Below are 20,126 nucleotides of genomic sequence, written 5' to 3' on the forward strand. Positions count from 1 at the left end.
TGTTCCTCATGAATAAATCCTAGAGCACGATCGGTATCGTTTTGACCGACCAAGAACGTAGTTCGCGCTCTAACCACATGAAATAGAGACTGATTCACGTTTGACTTTGGTTCAGAGTTAAACGATCAGGCTCTAACACCGGCTTATAGCCTCTATGCCACTTGAAGCAACCGTCTTATAACGACACCGGCGGTTTTCGCGGTTACGCGCGCCGGAACAGATACGCGGAAGCAGTCTCTGCCTTCGCAGTATGGAATGAAGAGATTGACGGTCCGAACCGAATGCACGAACAAAATGACGCGAAAATCTCTTTTGCCCAAGTGGTGTGGAATGACCTGAAGCTCTGTCTGGTCTTCATGACCCGGATTCCCGCTCGTCTGGACGAGCCCACGCAAAAGCGAAGCCTCGCTCAGGCATCGGCACTGTTGCCGTTCGTAGGTGTGGCCGTAGGCTTAACCGGCGCCGCTGTTCTTATCGCAACCCAGGCCGCAGGACTGCCGCAAGCGGTCGCTGCCGCAACAGCGGTGGCCGCAACGATTTTGCTGACCGGCGCCCTGCACGAGGACGGCTTGGCGGACGTCGCAGACGGCTTTGGCGGTGGCCTCGAAAAAGCCCGCAAACTTGAAATTATGCGCGACAGCCGTATCGGCAGTTACGGAGTCATCGCTATCGGGCTATCACTAATTCTCCGCATAAGCCTGATTGCCGAGATTGCGCGCCGGCCGGACAGTCTCTGGCTCATTGCAGGTGCCCTGGTGGCGGCACATGCAATCAGCCGGGGCCTGCTTCCGATGGTCATGGCCGCCCTGCCTCTGGCCCGGTGCGACGGTCAGGCAGCACGCGCCGACCGGCCCAGCGGACGCAACGCCGGGCGTGCGCTTGCATTCAGCCTGCTGATTGCCGCAATTTGCCTTGGTCCGGCAGCCGGGTTCGCTGCCTTTATCGCTGCTGGCATCGCGGTTGTCATAATGGCTTGGCTTGCGCAACGGCAGATCGGTGGGTATACGGGCGACGTCCTAGGTGCATCCGAACAGATGGGAGAGATCGCCGCGCTCGCGGCCATCGCTGTAATTCTATGAGAACGACTCGATGAGTACGACGACACGTTGGTGGTGGGTCCGTCACGCACCCGTCACCGAAAACAATGGAAAGATCTACGGCCAGGACGATCTCAACTGCGACTGCACCGATGCGGAAACCTTCGCACGTCTTGGCGGACTGATGCCGAAAGATGCCCTCTGGGTCACCAGCAATTTGAAGCGCACCCATCAGACGGCAGCCGCAATCGTCGAAAACATCAACGACCACCAAGTGCCGGCCCCTCTGGTCGAACACGACTTCGCCGAACAGCACTTCGGTGATTGGCAGGGCATGACCAACGTGGAACTGGCTGCCCAAAAGGAAGGCGACTGGCATCGCTTCTGGCTGGCACCGGCCGCCGAAGCCCCGCCAGGTGGCGAAAGCTTCGTCAATCTTTACGAACGCACCAGCCGGGTTATTCACCGGCTATCGGAAGAACATGCCGGACGGGACATCGTCGCCGTGACCCATGGCGGCACCATCCGCGCGGCTATTGCCCTGGCACTCGGGCTCGAACCCGAGCGCGCCTTGAGCTTTTCCATCGACAACTGTGCACTTACGCGGCTCGACCACATCACCGGAACCGCCGGCACACATGCCCCGAAGCCGGATGTGGTCTGGCGCATCGGCCACATCAATCTGGTACCCAAGACGCTGCTTTAGTGGTCGACACTCTGCACCGATCAGCTAAATCGGCCAAGCTCTGAATCAGCCTTCAGGTCTTGGAAAGCGCGCGTTCGCCTCGAGCACATTCAGATCCATATGATTTCGCATATAGCGTTCTGACGCCTTTTGCACAGGCTGAAAATCCCAGGGATGGTAGGTTCCGTTGCGCAGCGAATCATAAACCACAAGACGGCGTGCCTGGCTGCGGCGTACCTCCTCCCGAAACGCCGCGACATCCCAGTGCGCGCGTATTTGGTCGGTAAAATAGGCAAGCGACGCCGCGTGAGCGGGATCCGAGGCCAGATCGGTCAATTCGAGCGGATCAGCTTCCAGGTCGAAGAGCTGAGGCGGATCCACTTCACAGAAGTTGAACTTCCAACGTCCCTGACGGATCATCATCATTGGATCGATAGAGGATTCCGCAGCATATTCCGAATAGACAGGCCGGTCCTCGCCATTCTCGCTTCCACGCTCGCCTCGAGCCAACCCAAGCAGACTGCGCCCATCGCCGGCAATTGAATCATCGAGGTCTAATCCGGCAAGATCCACAAGCGTCGCCAGCACATCAAGAGTCGAAGTCGGCTCGGTCACATTGCGCGCGGTAAAACGGCCCGGTGCATAGAGAAACATCGGAACCCGGTTTGCGCCTTCGAAGAAACTCATTTTGAACCACAGGCCGCGTTCGCCAAGCATGTCCCCATGGTCGGCGCAGAAAAGAACGACCGTGTCGTCTTCCAGATCGCAGGTCTTCAGGGTGTCCAACAGCTCGCCGATCTTTTCATCCAGATAACTGATGTTCGCAAAGTACGCGCGGCGGGAGTCGATGACGTTCTGGTTCGAGATCTTAAAATTACGATAGTCGTTGGCATCAAAGATACGCCGGCTGTGCGGATCCTGTTCTTCGTAAGGAATGGGAGATACGGCGGGAAGTGGCAACGTGTCTTCCGGATAGAGATCCCAATATTTCTGTCGCGCGACATAGGGATCATGTGGATGGGTGAAGCTGACAGTCAGGCAAAGGGGCTGACTGCGATCGGTGCGCGCAAACTGCTGCAGGCGCAGCTTGGCGTGATAGGCGACCTCATCGTCGAATTCCAGCTGATTGGATGTCTCGGCCACACCGGCGCCGGTCACCGATCCCATGTTGTGATACCACCAGTCGATCCGCTGGTCGGGCTTACTCCAGTCAGGTGTCCAGCCGAAATCGGACGGGTAAATGTCAGTGGTCAAGCGCTCCTCGAAACCATGCAATTGATCGGGTCCAACGAAGTGCATCTTCCCAGAGAGAGCGGTTTTATAACCTGCATTGCGCAGATAGTGCGCAAACGTCGGCAGGGTCGAAGGAAGTTCTGCGGCATTGTCATAGACGCCGGTGCGCGAGGGCAGCAGTCCGGTCATGAATGAGGCTCTGGACGGTGAGCAGAGCGGACTAGGGCAATAGGTCCGCGAAAAATTCACCGCACCGGCGGAGAGTTTTCGGAGATTGGGAACGTTAAGAAATTCGGCGGGACCCTTCGGGAAAAAACTGCCACTGAGCTGATCCACCATGATGATCAGAATGTTCGGTCGAGAGCCCATGGCACTTTCCTTTCTGGCTGTTCGCTGCAACACCACTAGAGGAGTTGCCTGCAACGCATAAAAATATTGATACTTTAAAAATTGCATCTCCCTTACTGCACTGTAAATATGGTAATTTGGAATATATAAACATGGTTTTCTTTATATCATGCTTCATCCACACATAGCCGATCTGCACGCCTTTCACGTGGCTGCGAACCAAGAGAGCTTCACGCGCGCGGCGCAACAGTTGAAGCTGACACAACCGGCTTTGAGTCAAAAAATCAGACGTCTCGAAAAGCTGGTTGGTGCGCGCCTGTTTGTTCGAAAATACCGCGGCGTAACCCTGACAGATGCGGGGCAACAGCTGCACGAAGCGTCGCGCGGCGCACTTGATCAACTCGACCTGAATTTTCGCCGGGTTCTTGAAGGCCAGGATCGAAAAAGAGTCCGCATCTCGACCGATTTTGCCTTCGCTTCCCACTGGCTCATGTCGCGATTACCACAACTCCGTCATGATCTCGACGGTCTGGACCTTCAGGTCCTCACTTCGCAACAACCGGACCAGCAGGAAGGCGTTGCGATCGACCTGTCAATTTCACTCTTGGAGCGCCACCAACCGTCTTCTAACAGCAAGATCCTTTTCAACGAGCGCGTGGTTGCCGTCTGCAGTCCGGATTTAGCCGCGCGATACGGTCCCTTTGACAATCCACACGAATTGCTGAAGGCGCCTCTCCTAAACCTGTCGTCGCCTCCGAACGCAGCCTGGCACAGCTGGCGCAGTTGGTTCTCCGCGCTTGGGATCAATGACATTTCACAGGATTATACCCAGACGAGCCTGAGCAACTATACGCTGATTCTGCAGGGCGCGGTCGAAGGGCAGGGGATTGCGCTTGGCTGGCTTGGACTGGTTGACAGCTTTCTCGACACGGGCCTGTTGTGCATGGCGCGCGACGAAATCGTTACAAGTGAACGCGCTTATGTCATGGAGTGCGCCAGGGATGCGCCCCTTCACGTACGCGACGTGTTTGAATGGATCGGCGGTCAATGCGCAGTGAGTCCAACGCAACGCTAAATCGAAGCCGCGCGGAACACTCACGACTACAACCTATGATACGGGGAACCGGGGCGCGCGCACAGATAGGACACAGGAGAGCGCCTTGAATCTCGAATCGGGCCTCCCAGATGTAGAAAGCCTTTCCTGTGCCCAAGGTGAGCCGGCGCGAGACAAGCGTGACGGCAACGAGGGCTCCGGCAGCCTGTTTGAGCAAATGAGTGTGATCATTCTTGAATTTGGCGATCAAGAACGTGGATGACTTTATAGCACTATGATTGTAAAGCTGAATTTCGTTTTTCTTGAGGTTAAGAAAAACGATCAGACTCTAAGGATTTCGCCCACAGACGCCCCTCATCCTCAATAAGGTTTCGATCAGCGCAAAACGGCGTTCCGGCCGACTCCCGCTCCATGATAGAGTTTTGATGAGGATGTTTTCGGATTCGCACTGTTTGAAGTCATAAAAAGCCTAGCGACACCAAAGGCCAGATGATCATAAGAACCCCACGATCATAAAGGTCAGCGGCCACAAGGAATGGAGATCAATCGATGAATGTTATTGCTGGTTCCAAATTGAGGGCACGATCCCTGTTCCGCGGCACTGCCAGGCAGATCCTTGCTGCCTTGGTTCTTTGTGCTGTTGGCTTCGGACTGACGAATGGCAAGGAGGCGCAAGCGGCCACCGCAGCCGAGGAACTTGTGGCAGAATCGCGTTTTACCATCGAACGCCTGCTGTCCGACCCGGATTTTTTCAAACTGAAGCCGTACATCGAGCAATCCCGCGGCATCCTGATCATCCCAGAGTTGGTGAAAGGCGGCTTCATCGTCGGCGGTGAAGGTGGGTCAGGCGTGCTGATGGTACGCGGCAGCGATGGCACCTGGAGTTCACCTGCCTTTTATACGCTCGCGGCGGGCAGCGTCGGCTTGCAGATAGGCGGGCAAGTTTCCGAGGTGGTCTTCACCCTCATGAATGACGGTGCGGTAAACGCGATGCTCGGCAACGAATTCAAGCTCGGTGCAGACGCAAGCGTTGCGGTCGGACCGATTGGCGCGGGCCTGGAGGCTTCGACAACCACCAATTTGGACAAGGATGTCTATGCCTTTTCGAAAGCGGTCGGTCTGTTTGGTGGCGGCGCCCTGGAAGGCGCAAAGATTTTCGACCGGACAGAATGGAACGAAGCCTACTACGGCAAAGGCGCGACGCCGAAGGCCATCGTGGTTGAGCGGCGCTTTGCCAATCCCGGCGCTGACAAGCTGCGCGCCAGCCTTCCAACAGCGCCTGCTACGCAGTAAGGACCCTGTATCGCGTATCGGGCGAGGGAGAAAAAGCAACCTGCGTTAAATCTGATGCAGCATGCTTCAGCTCATTAAAGAAGAGCAAACAGCAGATGATCGGTTCAGATTATCTGCTGTTTGCTTTTGAGGCATCGTTCCCGGCGATCTCAATCAATAGCGATTGCACGCGTCCAGGCCAGGGCGGCCACAAAGCCCGCATTGATCAGACAGCCGACGGCAAAAACGGCAACAGACCGCTCGATGTGACGCTGATCGAGCGGCACGCCGGCAGAACCAAGTCCGCCCTGAGCAGCCTGCGACTCCAATCCAAGGACGCCGCCCATGGTTGCCGCCAGACTGCCACGGCTTTCCCAGGCCCGCCGGATTGCCTCCCGCGGAGAACATCCGGGAATGAAAACCGCCGCGAGTATGAGAACAATGTCGGCAAGAAGCATGGGTAGAATGGAAAGCGCCGTATCAAGCCTCAAAGCGGTTGCTGCAAAATCGGCTCGACCTGCGGCCTCGTGCCCTTGAAGCGGGTCGCGGCCTGCAGGCCGGTTCTGCAGTTGACGCGCGGACAGAAAAGCGGCGGCGGTCCGTATGGCCTGCTGCAGAAACACACCCGGTAAACCCAATAAGACAAACCAAAAGACCGGGGCAACGACCCGGACGGCAAAGGCGCGCGCCAGTCCGTCTATCGCGGCGGCGGCAATACCGCGATGATCCAACTGACCGAGCACATCCGGCGTTATTCGGCCGACAACCAGGGGCCTCAAGGCCTCTTGCGCGGCTATGACGCTGCCGCCCACCAACGCAGTTGACACCTCCGACGCCTGTAAACAGGGCGTGCGCTGCCCAACGATCAAGGCCAGGAGGAAAACCTCGAAAACCCATGCGAAGGGATAGTTCACAAGAAGCCACTCCAGCACCAGCCCACAGAAAAAAGCGGCGAGCGACAACACGACGGCAACAAAGGCTCCGCGCAATAGGAGATCCAGCCCTCCGCGATCGGAACGGTTCAGGCGGCGCTCCAGCTTTGTAATCAGATTGGTCAGGGGCAGATTCGGCTGCAGATACCGCCGCTTGGCTATCCAGGGGCCACCCAAGTAGGCCTCCAGAGCCAGAGCAGCAAGCAGCAGAAACAGGGGATCTGTGGCACCGTAGGCACCGGGATTGGAAGACCAGGTCATGATCCGATCCTGCGGCTTGTCTCCGAAGCCGTCAAATGGATGCGGCCTCACACAGCAAGATGAATTGGCTCAAAACCGGTATGGCAGGATCGGCGCATGAATGTCAGACCTTGAAGACCTGCGGCATCGGGACACATTTGCAGTTGAAGATTGCGCCATTAGAACGCACATAGTCCGCCAGGGACTGTTCATCGCAGTCTGGTTGCTTGAGTCGGAAACCCGGATCGTCGAACATCACCTTCGGGCGAACGGTTATCAGTTAAAGATCGTGTGAATCCCGTCACCGAAATAGGCCGCCGCCTCGGCAGGGCTTTTTCGGCAAGGTCACAACAGGAAAGGGCCCGTAAATGCCGCAAAGTTCAATCGCCCGCGCGATCATGATATTCGGGGTCGGCCTAATTCTGATGCTTGGCGCTGCAACCGCCTGGACCTTGCTACGCCCGGCTGCCCAAGTCAGCGAGTCCAAATCCAGTGGCGAAGCGCTCATCGGGGGGCCCTTTGAACTGGTCGACCAGTTCGGTCAGCCACGCAACGACGCAGATTTTCTCGGCGGCTATATGCTGATCTACTTCGGCTATACTTACTGCCCCGATGTCTGCCCGACCTCGCTTGGCATTATGACCCAGGCGATCGACCAATTGGAAGAATCCGATAAGGCGAAGGCTGAAAGAATTACGCCGGTCTTCATCACGATCGATCCGGAACGTGACAAGGTCGAAAACATGAAGCAATACGCGGAACACTTCCGGCCAGACATGATCGCTATGACCGGCAGCAACGATCAGATCGCGAAAGCCGCGAAAGCCTATCGAGTCTACTACGCCAAAGCTGCGGACGATTCATCCTCGGACTATCTGATGGATCATTCGTCGATATTCTATCTGATGGGTCCGGACGGAAAATACGTGAAGCACTTTACGCACAACGACGACGCTAACACCATTGCCACAGCATTGGCAGAACTCGTGCAACCTGAATAAAATCAAGCTGTGGTCGCGCAGATATGAGCTGCGATCACCTCGTTAAATCAGTCGCTCACCGCTGTCCTGACGGAACACCATTGCGCGGCCGGCCTCAAAGTTCAGCTTGATGCGCTCACCCGGCAAGTGCTGCGACGCTTCGCCGGCACGGACGCAAAGCTCATGAGGCTCGTTGCCGTTAAAGCCGGCAACGGCACCATAGATCAAACTGTCAGCACCCAACTGTTCGACCAGATCCACTGAAATTTCAAAGGCACCGTCGGCATGCGGTGCGATGTGCTCAGGCCGGATGCCGAGCATAAGCGGCACGTCCTGCGGCAGGGCATCGAAACCCGCCATCGCCGTGTCGCCCACCTGCAATTGGCCGTTTTCAAAGCGGGCAGGCAACAGGTTTATGTGCGGCGAACCGATGAAGGATGCGACAAACAAAGTTTTTGGATCGCTATAGAGCTCCATCGGAGACCCCATCTGCTCAATCAAACCTTCGTTGATTACCGCAAGACGATCGGCGAGCGTCATGGCTTCGGTCTGGTCATGGGTGACGTAGATTGACGTCACGCCCAATTCCCGTTGAAGTCGCTTGATCTCAATGCGCATCTGAACGCGCAGCTTGGCATCGAGGTTACTCAGCGGTTCATCGAACAAAAAGAGCTTAGGACTGCGCACAATAGCCCGGCCCATGGCGACACGCTGCCTTTGGCCGCCCGAAAGTTGGGCAGGCTTACGCTCCAGAAAATCCTCAATCCTCAACATCTTTGCCGTCTCGCGAACCTTGGCTTCGATATCGGACTTCGCCATGCCACGGTTGATAAGCCCATAAGCCATGTTGCGGAACACCGTCATGTGCGGGTAGAGCGCATAGTTCTGGAACACCATCGCCACGTCGCGATCCGCCGGCGACGTTTCGTTGATACGCTTGCCGTCGATCGTCATCTCGCCTTCGGTGATGGACTCCAAACCGGCAACCATGCGCAGCAGTGTGGATTTGCCGCAGCCGCTGGGACCAACGAAAACGATCAGCTCACCGTCGGTGATGTCCATATCCACGCCGCGTACCGCGTGCGCCCCGTTATCGTAGCGCTTGTTTACACCCGAGAGAGTTAAGGTTGACATAGTCTATTTCTCGCTTTCCACCAGGCCTTTGACGAACCAGTTCTGAAACACCAACACCACGAGCACCGGCGGCAGAGTCGCCAGGATCGTCAGAGCGAAGGCCTTCTGGAATTGGGGCAGTTCGCCCCCTTCGGACAGAACCTGATAGATCTGTTTGATGCCGATTACGATTGTGTAGCTGGTTTCTTCCGTGGTCATGATCAACGGCCAGAGATACTGGTTCCAACCCACGACAAACATGATGATCAGGATCGCCGCGATCATGGTCTTGGACAGCGGCACCAGAATGTCGATCAGAAAACGCAGTGGACCGGCGTTGTCCAGCCGTGCCGCTTCCAGCAGTTCCTCCGGCACGGACTTAAAGAACTGGCGGAAAAAGAAAGTGCCGGTCGCCGAGGCAATCAGCGGCACGATCAAACCCGTATGTGTGTTGAGCAGCCCAAGGCCGGCGACGACTTCGTAGGACGGCACGATGCGCACTTCCAGCGGCAGCAGAAGGGTCATGAAGATGACCCAGAAAAGCGGCACAGCGAGGCGAAAGCGGAAGTAGACGATGGCGTAGGCCGCCGACATGGAAATGACCACTTTGCCTATCGCGAAGCCCAAACCGAGGATCATGGAATTGACCAGCATGCGCGAGGCAGTGACTTTTTTCATCACGCCGCCTTCGACAAACAGAACCTCGTTATAGGTTTCGAAGAAATGTCCGCCGAACCAGTATTGCAGTCCTTCGTTGAAGAGCGTTTCGGGCGCATGGGTTGAGGACATGAAGGCGATATAGACCGGCGCCGACATGAAAATCATTCCGCATATCAGGATCGCGTGGGTCGAAAGAGTGCGCCAAAACGAATTGCTCATGATGTGAATCTCCCCCCGCGCCTAATAGTGAACTTTTCGCTCGATGAAGCGAAATTGGAACACGGTCAAAACCAGAACCATGATCATGAGAATGACTGACTGCGCCGAACTGCCGCCGAGGTCTGCGCCAAGGAAACCATCGGTGTAGACCTTGTAGACCAAGGTGTTGGTTGCGCCTCCGGGCGCGCCTCGGGTCGTGGTGTCGATGATACCGAAGGTCTCAAAGAAGGCGTAGGTGATGTTGATTACCATCAGGAAGAAAGTGGTCGGCGCGAGCAGCGGGAAGGTGATGGTCCAGAAGCGTTTCTCGGGCGAACGGCAATCCAGAGTCGCCGCTTCCATCACGCCTTTGGGAATGCTTTGAAGCCCGGAGAGGAAGAAGATGAAATTAACGCTGACCTGCTTCCAAACGGAAATCAGGATAACCACGAAGCTGGCGTCGAAGGCGTCCAGTTTCTGATTGAAGTCCCAGCCCAGGATGTTCAGGGCGGCGTAGAGATCGCCGACAAAAGGATTGAACATCAGGTTTCCCATCAGGCCGGCCACCGGCGGTGCGACAGCATAAGCCCACATCAGCATGGTCTTGTAACTGCTGGAGCCATGGAGAACTTCGTTCGCACGGACCGCCAGCAGTAATGCGATCGCGAGTGAAAAGAAGGTGACAAGTACGGAGAAAATTATGGTGAAGCCGGCAGACTGCAACCAGGCGAAATTGAGAATCGTGTCTTCGTAATTCCGGAACCAGACGAATTGCGAAGAGATGCCGAAGGCGTCTTCAAGCAGGAACGACTGATAAATCGCCTGCGCCGCTGGCCAGAGGAAGAAAACGACAATGATCAAAATCTGAGGCGCAACGAAAAAGTACGGCACCGCGCTGCGTTCGAACTGCACCCGTTTCATGGCAACAACCTTGTGGGATCAAGCGGACAGGCAAACAGGCAGCGGGCTATGCCCGCCGCCTGCGCAACAGCCTAAATCAATTGTAGGTGTCGTGGAAACGCTCGAGGAGAGCGTTGCTTTCCTTCTCCATATCAGCGAAAGCGTCCGGGACGGAGCTGTTGCCGGTCAGGATGTTTTCGTAAGCCTTGTACATCGCTTCGCGGATCTGAACGTAGTAGCCAAGACGATAACCCTTGGTCCATTCGCCGCCGGGCTGGCTGAGTTGCAGGATGCCGACCTCGGCGTCCGGCGTATCTTTGTAGTAACCCTCGGTCTTCGCCAGATCGTAGGCGGCAGTCGTGATCGGAACGTAACCGGTCTCTTTGTGCCAGGAGAACTGGGACTCAGGGCTGGTCAGAAACTCGAAGAAGTTCGCAACTCCCTTGTACTCTTCATCGGAATGACCAACGAAGGAGAAGAGTGCGGCGCCGCCGATGAAGGTGCCCTTGGGCTCATCAATAATGCTTTTCCAGTATGGGAGGTAGGTGGTACCGAACTCGAATTTCGCGCTCTTCTTCAGACCGCCGAAGGAGCCGGAGGAACCGAGCCACATGGCGACTTTGCCCTGTACGAAGGCGTCCTGGTTGTCGCCCCAGGCCTTGCCGTAGTAGCCATACCAGCCCTTGTCCAGCCACTCTTTGACCTTGGTCCAGTGCATGATCATGTGCTCGTTGTTGTACATGATCTTGGCATCGGTGCTGTCATAGCCGTTGTTCGCGGAGGCCAGCTGAATGTTGTGCCGACTGTGGAAGTTCTCCGAGAAGATCCAGGGGCTGTGGCTCTGCGCAAGGGCTTCGTAACCAGCTTCCTTGAGCTTTGGTGCGATCGCTTCGAAGTCTTCCCAGGTCTTGGGCGCTTCGACGCCGGCTTTATCCAGAGCTGCCTTGTTGTAGTAGAGCAGCGGTGTGGAGCTGTTGAAAGGCAGGCCGATCATCTTGTCGTCGGAATCCGCATAGAAGTAGCGGACACCGGAGATGTAGTCGTTGCTGTTGAAGCCTACACCATGCTCTTTGAGCAGGTCGGCGACCGGGTAGACCGCACCCTTGGCGTTGATGATGGTCGCGGCACCAGCATCGAACACCTGAATGATGTGCGGCGCGTTCTTGGCGCGGAACGCGGCAATGCCCGCGGTCATGGTGTCTTCGTAGCCGCCCTTGTAAGTGGCGACGAGTTTGTATTCGGACTGGCTGGCGTTGTACTTATCGGCGATCTCGCCGACAACTTCGCCCAAGCGGCCACCCATTGCGTGCCACCACTGGATCTCAGTCGCCGCAAAGCTGGCACTCGCAGACCCGCCGACCACGGCCGCTGCTGCTAGCGCGATAATATGTTGTTTCAGTTTCATTTAACGTCTCCCTAGAGATTGCGCCGGGACTGCCGCCTTGTGACGGTGTTTCGGATCGCGCGACCCTAACGGCGGGCCGTGATTATTTTGTTACAAGGTTGTTAACGTTTTCATTTCCGAATGTTAAACCTTTCGTTACGAAAATATTACACTTTTTTTGCAATTCGGGCGAATTAGCTCCGGATCGACCGCTTTGCCCGCATCACTTGCCCTGCGATTCATGAGAATTTTGAATCCTATAGGGACAAAATTACTCTCGACGGTTTCTGAAGGTGACAAGGCGGTTACGATCGCGCGAAAGGCATCGCGAGTGCCGGCAACAGATCAGTCAAAACGGCAAAGACTTAAAGTCAAACGGGCGGACTCCGGGCTCTTTTTGGCATATGCTGGAAGTGTAACTGGTTCGGTTTTTGGACATCCCTAAACGAAGCTGTAGCGGTCACGCCCCCGAGATCGGCGTAGCGGCTGCGCAAGCTTCGGATAGCGGCCGCAAATCGAAAAGAGGTAGAAACCAGGCGTTGGTTCCATCGAAAGTGATGTAAGGATACTGGATGTCATCGTCTCCCAGCCCTGCACAGGTCGATCTGGTTCGTGAGGCTTGCGCATACATCGAAGCGCGGGAAGACGAGCGGATCACGCTGGACGAACTTGCCCGGCAGGTTCGACTCAGCCCCTGGCATTTTCAGCGCCTTTTCAAGAAGATCATGGGAGTGAGCCCGCGTGACTATGCCGCCGCCCGCCGCAGCAAGAGATTTCGCGACGAATTGAAAAACGGTGAATCCGTGGCAGGTGCGACCTACGGCGCGGGTTACGGATCTTCGAGCCGGGTCTACGAGTCGGCACAGCGTCAACTCGGCATGACTCCCGCCTCCTATGCCAAGGGCGGCGAGGGCGCCAGGATTGCCTTCAGCATCGTCGAATCAATTCAAGGGCTGCTGCTTGTTGCGGCAACACAAAAGGGTGTCTGCTTCGTATGCCTGGGCGACGACGTGGGCGATCTGGAAAAACAGCTTCGAAAGGAGTTTCCACGCGCGGCTGAGGTTTTTCGCGACGACAGCACGATCGGCCCAGCGGTGGAAAGCGTCGCGGAATATCTTGCCGGTGAACTGCCGCAGATCGATCTTCCGCTCGATGTCCTTGCAACTGCCTTTCAGCGCCGTGTGTGGCAGGAGCTTCTGGCGATTCCTCTCGGCGAAACCCGTAGTTATTTGGAGGTTGCCGAAGCCATGGGATTGAGCCAGAGCCAACGCGCGGTTGCCAACGCCTGTGCACGCAACCCCGTCGCCCTGCTGGTGCCCTGCCACCGTGTGATCCGCGAAGACGGCACCTTGGGTGGCTACCGTTGGGGCAGCGACCGGAAAACAGCCCTGTTGGCGCAGGAAGCCGCGATGGCGGAAGTGGTTCCCGCCCTCTAACTTGCCTAGATTAGGCATTGGTCTTTGAAGCAGCCAAAACCTTTCAGTCAAGCGTCACTTGCCCTGAATCATATCAGGCGATATACAAAATAGGTGATGCAAAATGTACTCGACCCCCAGATATTGCGGTTTGGTGACCGTCAGATCCCGCTTGAGGTCCGCAGGCACACCCGGGCGCGCCGCATCACTCTGCGCCTCTCGCCTGACGGCACGGGTGTCAAACTGGTGCTTCCGAAGCGCGCCGCCCTCAAGGAAGGGCTTGCGTTTGCTGAGCGAAACCGCAGTTGGATTCTGGCGCGGCTCTCAGAGCAGCCAGACAGGACTGTTTTTTGCGATGGCGCCACGGTTCCGGTTCTCGGTGAGACTCAGACCATCCGTCACGATCCGGCTGCCCGCCGTGGCGTCTGGCGTCAGGATGATGTTATCTGGGTTTCCGGATTCGCCGAGCATCTGCCCCGGCGGGTCACCGACTTCCTGAAGGCCGAAGCGCGCAGGGAAATTTCCGCAAGAGCGCGGTCGAAAGCCAGGTCCCAAGGCCTGAAGATCGCGCGGATATCGCTGCGCGACACCTCCAGCCGATGGGGCAGTTGCAGTTCCAGCGGCAACCTGAATTTCTCCTGGCGTCTGATCTTCGCGCCGGAACTAGTGCTGGATTATGTCGTCGCCCACGAAGTCGCCCATTTGCGCGAAATGAACCACGGACCCGCTTTCTGGCAATTGACCCGGCAAATGACGACTGATGTCGGTCAAGCCAAGACCTGGCTCAGCCGTCATGGGGCGTCATTATTACGATACGGTTGAAAACGTTTTCAAATTTACCTGTGAAACGGCCCAAATTTTCGGTTTGCCGCCTTACTTCGCGAGACCAGGCACCCAAACATAGCCCGCCGGGTCAGCAAGGTAGCATTCACGTAACCCATGCGGCTTGTCTGCAGATTCCGCAATCACAGCGTAGCCCAGCTCTCGGGCGCGCTGCTCTGCCTGGTCCGGATCGATACCATATATACGCAGTTCAAGCCCAACACCACGCAATGCCCCGTCGCTGGTCAGAGCGAGCAGGGGGTGTGCGTGATAGGTATGATCGGCATGCAGCATCCAGCTATGGTCCCCATGGCTCAGAACTGCAAAATCGGCATCGCTGTAGACGGTCTCCAGTTCGAGAACCTTGGTAGTAAAGCTCAAAACCGGCTCAATCCGCGGCACCAGAAGATTAACCCCCATCCCGGTAAGAGATCGGCCGAAAGCGTCGGCAGGCATCCAATCTTCAGGCATGAAATCTCTCGCTCATCAATTTGTGATCGCCCGCAAACGTTGCAAAAAGAAGTTTCTTTCTCGCAAGACTTTCGCTCAAGAGCGTTAACGACTATAACCGCAGGTAGGTTCAGTCCGTAAAGGTCCACTCCTTCCGAGATTCGAGGTCCATGTCCATCGCTTCGCAGCGTCACCGTGCGGAACAGCTCTCCGTCATTGCCTTCCTCACGATGGTCGTGGCCCTGGGGCCGATCTCAACGGATCTCTATCTGCCTTCTCTCCCTTCGATAGGGGTTGCCCTGGGCTCGGACACAGCCGGGGTCCAGTTGACGCTCTCGGTCTTCTTGGCCGGTTTTGCGGTCAGCCAGTTGATTTACGGCCCGCTGTCCGATCGCTATGGCAGGCGTCCTGTGTTGTTGATCGCCCTGCTGATTTACTTCATGGCAACGGTTGCGTGTTGTTTTGCAGATTCCATCGAGTGGCTGATCGCGGCGCGCTTTGCCCAAGCGCTCGGCGCCTGCGCAGGACCGGTGGTCGGCCGCGCTGTTGTGCGTGATGTCTTTGGCAGGGACCGGTCTGCACGGGTATTGTCATATATGGCAACAGCCGTATCCGTCGCACCGGCAGTCGGCCCAATCATCGGTGGTTATCTGGAAATAGGCTTCGGGTGGCGTGCTAGTTTCATCGCTCTGGGTGTGTTTGGCGCTTTGGCGTTCGCAGGCATCTACGCACTCTTGCCTGAAACAAACGTCCGTCGCGACCCGACGGCGACTCGGCCGGGAAAACTGATCTCTAACTATTTCTTCTTGATGCGGACAAGGCACTACGTCGGCTGCGTCCTGATTTGCACCTTTTCTTATTCGGGAATTTTTTCGTTCATTTCAGGATCGCCCTTCATCCTGATCGAAACGATTCAGCTCTCACCCAGCAGCTACGGGCTTTGTTTTACTGCAGTGGTAATCGGCTACATGTTGGGTTCATTCACCTCCGGGCGACTGACTCAGCGCGTGGGAACCAGCCAAATGATCCTGACTGGAACAGTCCTTCAGTGCGTCGGCGGCATGGCTGGAATCCTGCTCGCAATGTTTGGAATTCTCGACGTTTATTCGATCGTGGGCCCAACCTTTGTGTTTCTCATCGGTACCGGACTGGCAATGCCGAATGCGATGGCCTCAGCCATTGGACCCTTCCCGCAAATGGCTGGCACCGCCTCTGCTTTGCTGGGCTTCACACAAATGACCGTTGCGGCTGTCGTCGGTATTGCCGTGGGGCACAGCGGTGACGGAACCGCATTTGGAATGATGGGTTCAATTGCGTTGGTCTCAATTTTGGGGCTATTGAGTTTTGTTTTCCTGCTGGGGCGCAAGTTCGACTCTCGTGCTGGCGACAACACGGTCCTTGCACCCGCTAGCGATCCCGGTCGTTCTTGAACGGCTCCCACTTTGGCCGCTCACGTTTCTTTTCGGAATCCGAAACACCAAGATTACGCAAAATTCGACCGATGAACCCGCCACCTTGATCCTGTGCGGCATCACTCGCCGACTCCTCGGCTGAGTCTACAGCCGCAATAGCACCGACTGGTGCCGAGGTGGGGCCAGTACCCGGCAGAACCTGTGGAGCGACGCCCTCGAGAGCGCTCGACATGACCCGCTTCCACAGCTGAGCCGGCAGGGAACCGCCCGTGACCTTGTTCATGGGCGCGCCGTTGTCGTTGCCGAACCAGACGCCGGTGACCAGCTCACCGGTATAGCCCACAAACCAGGCATCGCGGAAATCCTGACTGGTTCCCGTCTTTCCCGCCGCTCTGCGATCGATTTGCGCCGCTTTTCCAGTGCCCCAGGAGACCACCGAAGACAGCATGTCGTTCATCATCAGCAGACGCTCTTTGGCAATGACCCGTCCGGTACCGGCGCCATCGCGCCGAAACAGCAGTTTGCCGCCTCGGCCACGTATTTCTTCGACGCCAAATGGCCAAACGCCGCTGCCGCCGTTAGCGAAAGCGGCGTAAGCGCCGGTCAGGTCCAGCAGTGTCACTTCGGAGGTCCCAAGGGCAATGCTGGCAGAGGTATCGATCTTTGAAGAAATACCCAGACGCCGGGCGACTTCCGCAACGTTTTCGCGGCCGCTTTTTTCCGATACCTGAACGGCAACCGAATTCATCGAGCGTGCCATGGCCTCTCGCAGTGTGACATCGCCGTAGTAACGTCCACCGTAGTTTCTGGGTGCCCAGCCTTTGATGCGAAGCGGCCCGTCAATCATGCGGCTATCGGGCGTAAGGCCGTGCTCTAGGCCCGCCAGAAAAACGAATGGCTTGAAAGCCGAACCCGGTTGCCGCAAGGCCTGCGTGGAGCGATTGAACTGGCTTGATACGTAATTGCGTCCGCCAACCATAGCCCGTACGGCGCCGTCAGGGGCCAGGACAATCACGGCCCCCTGTTCGACGGAGTTTGCCTTCCCTTCCTCGTCCAGCAAAACGGTCAACTCGCGCTCCGCCACTTTCTGCGTATGCGCGTTGAGCGTCGTGATGATCGTAAGATCGTCGTCCACCGCTCCAACATAACCTTCAATCTGCCGCATGATCCAATCGGCGAAGTAGCGGGCCTGCCGACCGGCACGCGGCCGGCCCCGGGCCTTGGCTTTCAATGACTGCTTGGCCTCAGCCTCGGAAATGAACCCGGCGTCGACCATCGCACCCAGCACAAGCGCTGTCCGCGTGTCCGCCCTCTCAGTGCTTCGCGCCGGGTTGTAGCGTGACGGCGCTTTCAGGAGGCCGGCAAGAAGTGCGGCCTCATACAACGAGACTTTACTCGCAGGCTTGCCGAAGTACTGCCGCGCCGCCGCATCGAAGCCGTAACTTCCGGTTCCCAGAAAGACGCGGTTCATATAGAGCGCAAAAATTTGATCCTTGGTGAACCGCTGTTCGAGCCGTAACGCGAGCAGGGCCTCCTGAATCTTGCGTTTCAGGGTCCGGTCCGGCGAAAGAAACAGATTCTTGGCAAGCTGTTGGGTTAGGGTAGAGCCTCCCTGCACGAAACGGCCCTTGCGGATGTTCGTCACCATCGCGCGCGCGATGCCCAGGACATCCAATCCAAAGTGATTGTAGAAACGACGATCTTCGATCGCGAGGATTGCCTGGGGCAAATGAGGCGGCAGATCTTTGAGCGTGATGGGTTCGCCGTAGAAATCGCCGTAGGACGCAAGCTGCACGCCGTCAGCAGAAACCAGACGGATTGACGGGCGGCGGGTCATCTGTTCGATGGAGTTTACATCGGGCAGGTCGTAGGCATACCAAGCAATTACGCCCGTGAGGATGACACCCGCCCAGATTGCCAGCACCAAACTCCAGGATGCGAGGCGCAACCCCCAGTGTCGGGAAGTCCTGCGGCGTGCCGGTGCTTTGCTACGCGCCTTGGTATTGCGCGCAGCCTTCTTTCTTCCCTTAACGGCCTTAGTGCCGGGAGAACCAGAACGCCGCGATTTATCGCCAGCCTTGGGTTTTGCCACGCTTTTCTTGCTACCTCGCGTCATGCCGCCGCTTTTAAAGCATCGCCGCCGTCACCGCCAGCGCTCCCGAGTTCGAGCCACGAATTTGCCTCGCGCCGTTGAAGCGGGAAACTATGGCCGTTTTATGACTGGCATCATTCGACAGTTGTGCCTTCGTACAATTTAACGACCAAAGGAGTCATTCATTGAACAAACCGCCTAGAATTGCATACCCACGTATTAGAGGAATGTTTGCCTATTTGGGTGATGTTACACCACCCCAATGGAATTCGTCGTACACAATAATACCGACTAACAGTTGAAATGGAGCTAGTTATGACATCGCACGCTATCGATTATTTACAAGTTTCACGCTACATCACGGATATCGATTCCTTTGCCAAATCGCGCGGAATACGATTAGCAATCAAAAACGATTTTGATGAACTTCGGGATCTGTGCAAACGCCTACCCGGCAAACCGGTTCCTTTTGCGCCGTTTAACCCCGACTACACGGATGTCGGGCCGCACAACGCCTTCTGGATTGAGGGGAGAAACGGCGGGGGAGATGTCGTTCATGTTCAAGCGGTCAGATGTGACGATCTATCTGATACAACATTAGCCAACCAAATACACTCCTTGCTAGAACCATATGCAACCCAAGAGGTGTTGGAAACGACGGAGGATCTGGACTTTTGCCAATCTCCTACCGCCAGAACAATAAGCGGCAAGGTGTGTTATCACGGTGAGATCTGGTTGCGCGGAGGTTCAAACGGTTATCGCGGAACTGGGCTATCCGGAATACTTCCCCGTCTTATTCTGGCGCTTTCGCTTGCTAAATGGGCGCCAGACTTCATATGGGGATTCGGTCATGCCTGGCTGGTCGAACGGGGTATTCCTCAGAAATACGGCTACCATAACATAGAGCCAAGAGGCGCTTACATGGAGACCAGCAAGCTCAGCAGACCAATAAACTCCTGGATCATGTGGCTTAGCCAATCGGACCTTATAGAATTGACGCATGATGAGCGTCAGACCGATTTGGCTGTAGGAATGGGATATTAACGTTCTCGGTTATGTCAGACAGACAAATGAAAACAGGGGTGCCGTCAGAGAGTTCGCTTGGATAAAGCAATCTCTGATACGGCACCCAGAATGGTTCACTGTCGTCACGCCGGAACAGCGCTCGTACGTGGTGCAAACGGGGTTCTCGCTTCTGCAGAACCCCGTTGTACGCGGCTGATACCATCTTTCCGTATCGCCCACTCGGTCTCGAAACAACCCCCGAGGAGACAATTGACGAATAGGGAAGACTGGTTTGAGTCACGCGTGCAATGGCGGCATTATGCCCAACGTGAAGCCGCAGGAAGAACTCTTCACTTTCGCCTTCTGCGTAGACTAATGCTTTGGAATACAAGGTTTTAAACGCTTGTTCGTCGCCCACATCGAACAAGTGGCCCGTTTTCTCAAAGTACTCGTAGCCGCGCTTGATGACATCGCTACTGTCTTGTATCGAGTCGAATTGCTGTTCTTGAACAAAGATCGTATCGATCAGCTCAACCGCGCGAAACGACGTTGTCTGCCGAATACGCGCGACCGCTACGCTGGGTACATAGAAGGTTTCGGTAACCCAGCCGCCATAAAAGAAATCAAGAACAATCCGTCGGGGCTGCTTATCGATTTCCAGGAACTCGACCATCGATTCGATAGCCTCAGGCGCGGCGTACCACACATCCCACCTGAAAGTGATCGTCGTTGGCGTCAACGAGGCCTTGACCAAGCCAAGCTGTCTGTACGCTGTCTGCTGTTCGCGCATGGCAGATCCTATGGGAACGGCAGACTCTGCCCCTGTGCCGGGCAGCTCGGCTGCCCGCCACTTTCCCATATCATCTATCCACCAGTCTCCAAACATAACGCTAT

At 56.3% G+C, this 20,126-nt stretch carries 20 protein-coding genes; 11 read left to right on the top strand and 9 right to left on the bottom strand.

Features of this window, described 5'->3' with window-relative positions; translation table 11 throughout:
• Positions 1-281: 281 nt before the first annotated feature.
• Both cobS and QMZ18_RS02300 read left to right on the top strand, forming a co-directional pair.
• Positions 282-1,079, top strand: a complete 798-nt coding sequence (cobS, locus tag QMZ18_RS02295; RefSeq protein WP_282604611.1) for an adenosylcobinamide-GDP ribazoletransferase — start codon at positions 282-284, stop codon at positions 1,077-1,079.
• Between the two features lie 10 nt (positions 1,080-1,089).
• Positions 1,090-1,743, top strand: a complete 654-nt coding sequence (locus QMZ18_RS02300) for a histidine phosphatase family protein (RefSeq protein WP_282604612.1) — start codon at positions 1,090-1,092, stop codon at positions 1,741-1,743.
• Positions 1,744-1,788: 45 nt separating this feature from the next.
• Here QMZ18_RS02300 and betC read toward each other — a convergent pair whose 3' ends face one another.
• The gene (betC, locus tag QMZ18_RS02305) at positions 1,789-3,324 is read right to left on the bottom strand and encodes a choline-sulfatase (protein ID WP_282604613.1); all 1,536 of its coding nucleotides are present in this window, start codon (positions 3,322-3,324) and stop codon (positions 1,789-1,791) included.
• Positions 3,325-3,472: 148 nt separating this feature from the next.
• Between betC and QMZ18_RS02310 the strand changes: the two genes are divergently transcribed.
• The 3 genes from QMZ18_RS02310 to QMZ18_RS02320 all read left to right on the top strand — a co-directional run bounded on the left by QMZ18_RS02310 (position 3,473) and on the right by QMZ18_RS02320 (position 5,650).
• On the top strand, positions 3,473-4,378 hold the full coding sequence (locus QMZ18_RS02310; protein WP_282604614.1) for a LysR family transcriptional regulator: 906 nt from the start codon (positions 3,473-3,475) through the stop codon (positions 4,376-4,378).
• An 85-nt stretch (positions 4,379-4,463) separates the two neighbouring features.
• Positions 4,464-4,619: a hypothetical protein gene (locus QMZ18_RS02315; RefSeq protein WP_282604615.1), complete on the top strand. Its 156-nt coding sequence runs from the start codon at positions 4,464-4,466 to the stop codon at positions 4,617-4,619.
• 287 nt (positions 4,620-4,906) lie between these two features.
• On the top strand, positions 4,907-5,650 hold the full coding sequence (locus QMZ18_RS02320) for a lipid-binding SYLF domain-containing protein (protein WP_282604616.1): 744 nt from the start codon (positions 4,907-4,909) through the stop codon (positions 5,648-5,650).
• A gap of 149 nt (positions 5,651-5,799) precedes the next feature.
• On the opposite strand, the gene QMZ18_RS02325 is transcribed toward QMZ18_RS02320, so the two are convergent.
• Positions 5,800-6,822: a cobalamin biosynthesis protein gene (locus QMZ18_RS02325; RefSeq protein ID WP_282604617.1), complete on the bottom strand. Its 1,023-nt coding sequence runs from the start codon at positions 6,820-6,822 to the stop codon at positions 5,800-5,802.
• A gap of 100 nt (positions 6,823-6,922) precedes the next feature.
• Here QMZ18_RS02325 and QMZ18_RS02330 point away from each other — a divergent pair, with 100 nt between their 5' ends.
• Positions 6,923-7,096 carry a hypothetical protein gene (locus tag QMZ18_RS02330; RefSeq protein ID WP_282604618.1) on the top strand — a complete coding sequence of 58 codons (174 nt, stop codon included), beginning with the start codon at positions 6,923-6,925 and terminating at the stop codon, positions 7,094-7,096.
• Positions 7,097-7,169: 73 nt separating this feature from the next.
• Entirely contained in the window at positions 7,170-7,802 is a 633-nt protein-coding gene (locus tag QMZ18_RS02335) for an SCO family protein (RefSeq protein ID WP_282604619.1), read from the top strand.
• Positions 7,803-7,844: 42 nt separating this feature from the next.
• Here QMZ18_RS02335 and QMZ18_RS02340 read toward each other — a convergent pair whose 3' ends face one another.
• The 4 genes from QMZ18_RS02340 to QMZ18_RS02355 form a co-directional block, all read right to left on the bottom strand.
• Complete coding sequence (locus tag QMZ18_RS02340; RefSeq protein ID WP_282604620.1) at positions 7,845-8,915, bottom strand: ABC transporter ATP-binding protein; 1,071 nt, start codon at positions 8,913-8,915, stop codon at positions 7,845-7,847.
• A 3-nt stretch (positions 8,916-8,918) separates the two neighbouring features.
• Positions 8,919-9,773, bottom strand: coding sequence for an ABC transporter permease subunit (locus QMZ18_RS02345; RefSeq protein ID WP_282604621.1), 855 nt, complete (start codon positions 9,771-9,773; stop codon positions 8,919-8,921).
• Between the two features lie 21 nt (positions 9,774-9,794).
• On the bottom strand, positions 9,795-10,673 hold the full coding sequence (locus tag QMZ18_RS02350; protein WP_282604622.1) for an ABC transporter permease subunit: 879 nt from the start codon (positions 10,671-10,673) through the stop codon (positions 9,795-9,797).
• A 76-nt stretch (positions 10,674-10,749) separates the two neighbouring features.
• Positions 10,750-12,057, bottom strand: coding sequence for an extracellular solute-binding protein (locus QMZ18_RS02355; RefSeq protein ID WP_282604623.1), 1,308 nt, complete (start codon positions 12,055-12,057; stop codon positions 10,750-10,752).
• A gap of 551 nt (positions 12,058-12,608) precedes the next feature.
• Between QMZ18_RS02355 and QMZ18_RS02360 the strand changes: the two genes are divergently transcribed.
• Entirely contained in the window at positions 12,609-13,472 is an 864-nt protein-coding gene (locus QMZ18_RS02360) for a bifunctional transcriptional activator/DNA repair enzyme AdaA (protein ID WP_282604624.1), read from the top strand.
• Between the two features lie 96 nt (positions 13,473-13,568).
• On the top strand, positions 13,569-14,273 hold the full coding sequence (locus tag QMZ18_RS02365; protein WP_282605580.1) for a M48 family metallopeptidase: 705 nt from the start codon (positions 13,569-13,571) through the stop codon (positions 14,271-14,273).
• A gap of 51 nt (positions 14,274-14,324) precedes the next feature.
• Here QMZ18_RS02365 and QMZ18_RS02370 read toward each other — a convergent pair whose 3' ends face one another.
• Positions 14,325-14,744, bottom strand: a complete 420-nt coding sequence (locus tag QMZ18_RS02370; RefSeq protein WP_282604625.1) for a glyoxalase/bleomycin resistance/extradiol dioxygenase family protein — start codon at positions 14,742-14,744, stop codon at positions 14,325-14,327.
• A gap of 149 nt (positions 14,745-14,893) precedes the next feature.
• Here QMZ18_RS02370 and QMZ18_RS02375 point away from each other — a divergent pair, with 149 nt between their 5' ends.
• Positions 14,894-16,153, top strand: coding sequence for a multidrug effflux MFS transporter (locus tag QMZ18_RS02375; RefSeq protein ID WP_282604626.1), 1,260 nt, complete (start codon positions 14,894-14,896; stop codon positions 16,151-16,153).
• Here QMZ18_RS02375 and QMZ18_RS02380 read toward each other — a convergent pair.
• Positions 16,131-18,251 (bottom strand): transglycosylase domain-containing protein, encoded by a 2,121-nt coding sequence (locus QMZ18_RS02380; protein ID WP_282604627.1) that lies wholly within the window; start codon positions 18,249-18,251, stop codon positions 16,131-16,133. The genes QMZ18_RS02375 and QMZ18_RS02380 overlap by 23 nt on opposite strands.
• 291 nt (positions 18,252-18,542) lie before the next feature.
• Here QMZ18_RS02380 and QMZ18_RS02385 point away from each other — a divergent pair, with 291 nt between their 5' ends.
• Positions 18,543-19,271, top strand: coding sequence for a hypothetical protein (locus tag QMZ18_RS02385; protein WP_282604628.1), 729 nt, complete (start codon positions 18,543-18,545; stop codon positions 19,269-19,271).
• On the opposite strand, the gene QMZ18_RS02390 is transcribed toward QMZ18_RS02385, so the two are convergent.
• Complete coding sequence (locus QMZ18_RS02390; RefSeq protein WP_282604629.1) at positions 19,213-20,118, bottom strand: hypothetical protein; 906 nt, start codon at positions 20,116-20,118, stop codon at positions 19,213-19,215. The two genes, QMZ18_RS02385 and QMZ18_RS02390, sit on opposite strands and share 59 nt — an antisense overlap.
• Positions 20,119-20,126: the final 8 nt, after the last annotated feature.

The organism is Pelagibius sp. Alg239-R121, assembly GCF_947331435.1.
Lineage (GTDB): Bacteria > Pseudomonadota > Alphaproteobacteria > Kiloniellales > Kiloniellaceae > Denitrobaculum.

Bases quoted from the DNA above. Each gene is read 5' to 3' on its own strand.
- cobS (WP_282604611.1), top strand. From the start codon at position 282: ATGCACGAACAAAATGACGCGAAAATCTCTTTTGCCCAAGTGGTGTGG.
- QMZ18_RS02300 (WP_282604612.1), top strand. From the start codon at position 1,090: ATGAGTACGACGACACGTTGGTGGTGGGTCCGTCACGCACCCGTCACC.
- betC (WP_282604613.1), bottom strand. From the start codon at position 3,324: ATGGGCTCTCGACCGAACATTCTGATCATCATGGTGGATCAGCTCAGT.
- QMZ18_RS02310 (WP_282604614.1), top strand. From the start codon at position 3,473: ATGCTTCATCCACACATAGCCGATCTGCACGCCTTTCACGTGGCTGCG.
- QMZ18_RS02320 (WP_282604616.1), top strand. From the start codon at position 4,907: ATGAATGTTATTGCTGGTTCCAAATTGAGGGCACGATCCCTGTTCCGC.
- QMZ18_RS02325 (WP_282604617.1), bottom strand. From the start codon at position 6,822: ATGACCTGGTCTTCCAATCCCGGTGCCTACGGTGCCACAGATCCCCTG.
- QMZ18_RS02330 (WP_282604618.1), top strand. From the start codon at position 6,923: ATGTCAGACCTTGAAGACCTGCGGCATCGGGACACATTTGCAGTTGAA.
- QMZ18_RS02335 (WP_282604619.1), top strand. From the start codon at position 7,170: ATGCCGCAAAGTTCAATCGCCCGCGCGATCATGATATTCGGGGTCGGC.
- QMZ18_RS02340 (WP_282604620.1), bottom strand. From the start codon at position 8,915: ATGTCAACCTTAACTCTCTCGGGTGTAAACAAGCGCTACGATAACGGG.
- QMZ18_RS02345 (WP_282604621.1), bottom strand. From the start codon at position 9,773: ATGAGCAATTCGTTTTGGCGCACTCTTTCGACCCACGCGATCCTGATA.
- QMZ18_RS02350 (WP_282604622.1), bottom strand. From the start codon at position 10,673: ATGAAACGGGTGCAGTTCGAACGCAGCGCGGTGCCGTACTTTTTCGTT.
- QMZ18_RS02355 (WP_282604623.1), bottom strand. From the start codon at position 12,057: ATGAAACTGAAACAACATATTATCGCGCTAGCAGCAGCGGCCGTGGTC.
- QMZ18_RS02360 (WP_282604624.1), top strand. From the start codon at position 12,609: ATGTCATCGTCTCCCAGCCCTGCACAGGTCGATCTGGTTCGTGAGGCT.
- QMZ18_RS02365 (WP_282605580.1), top strand. From the start codon at position 13,569: ATGCAAAATGTACTCGACCCCCAGATATTGCGGTTTGGTGACCGTCAG.
- QMZ18_RS02370 (WP_282604625.1), bottom strand. From the start codon at position 14,744: ATGCCTGAAGATTGGATGCCTGCCGACGCTTTCGGCCGATCTCTTACC.
- QMZ18_RS02375 (WP_282604626.1), top strand. From the start codon at position 14,894: ATGTCCATCGCTTCGCAGCGTCACCGTGCGGAACAGCTCTCCGTCATT.
- QMZ18_RS02380 (WP_282604627.1), bottom strand. From the start codon at position 18,251: ATGACGCGAGGTAGCAAGAAAAGCGTGGCAAAACCCAAGGCTGGCGAT.
- QMZ18_RS02385 (WP_282604628.1), top strand. From the start codon at position 18,543: ATGACATCGCACGCTATCGATTATTTACAAGTTTCACGCTACATCACG.
- QMZ18_RS02390 (WP_282604629.1), bottom strand. From the start codon at position 20,118: ATGTTTGGAGACTGGTGGATAGATGATATGGGAAAGTGGCGGGCAGCC.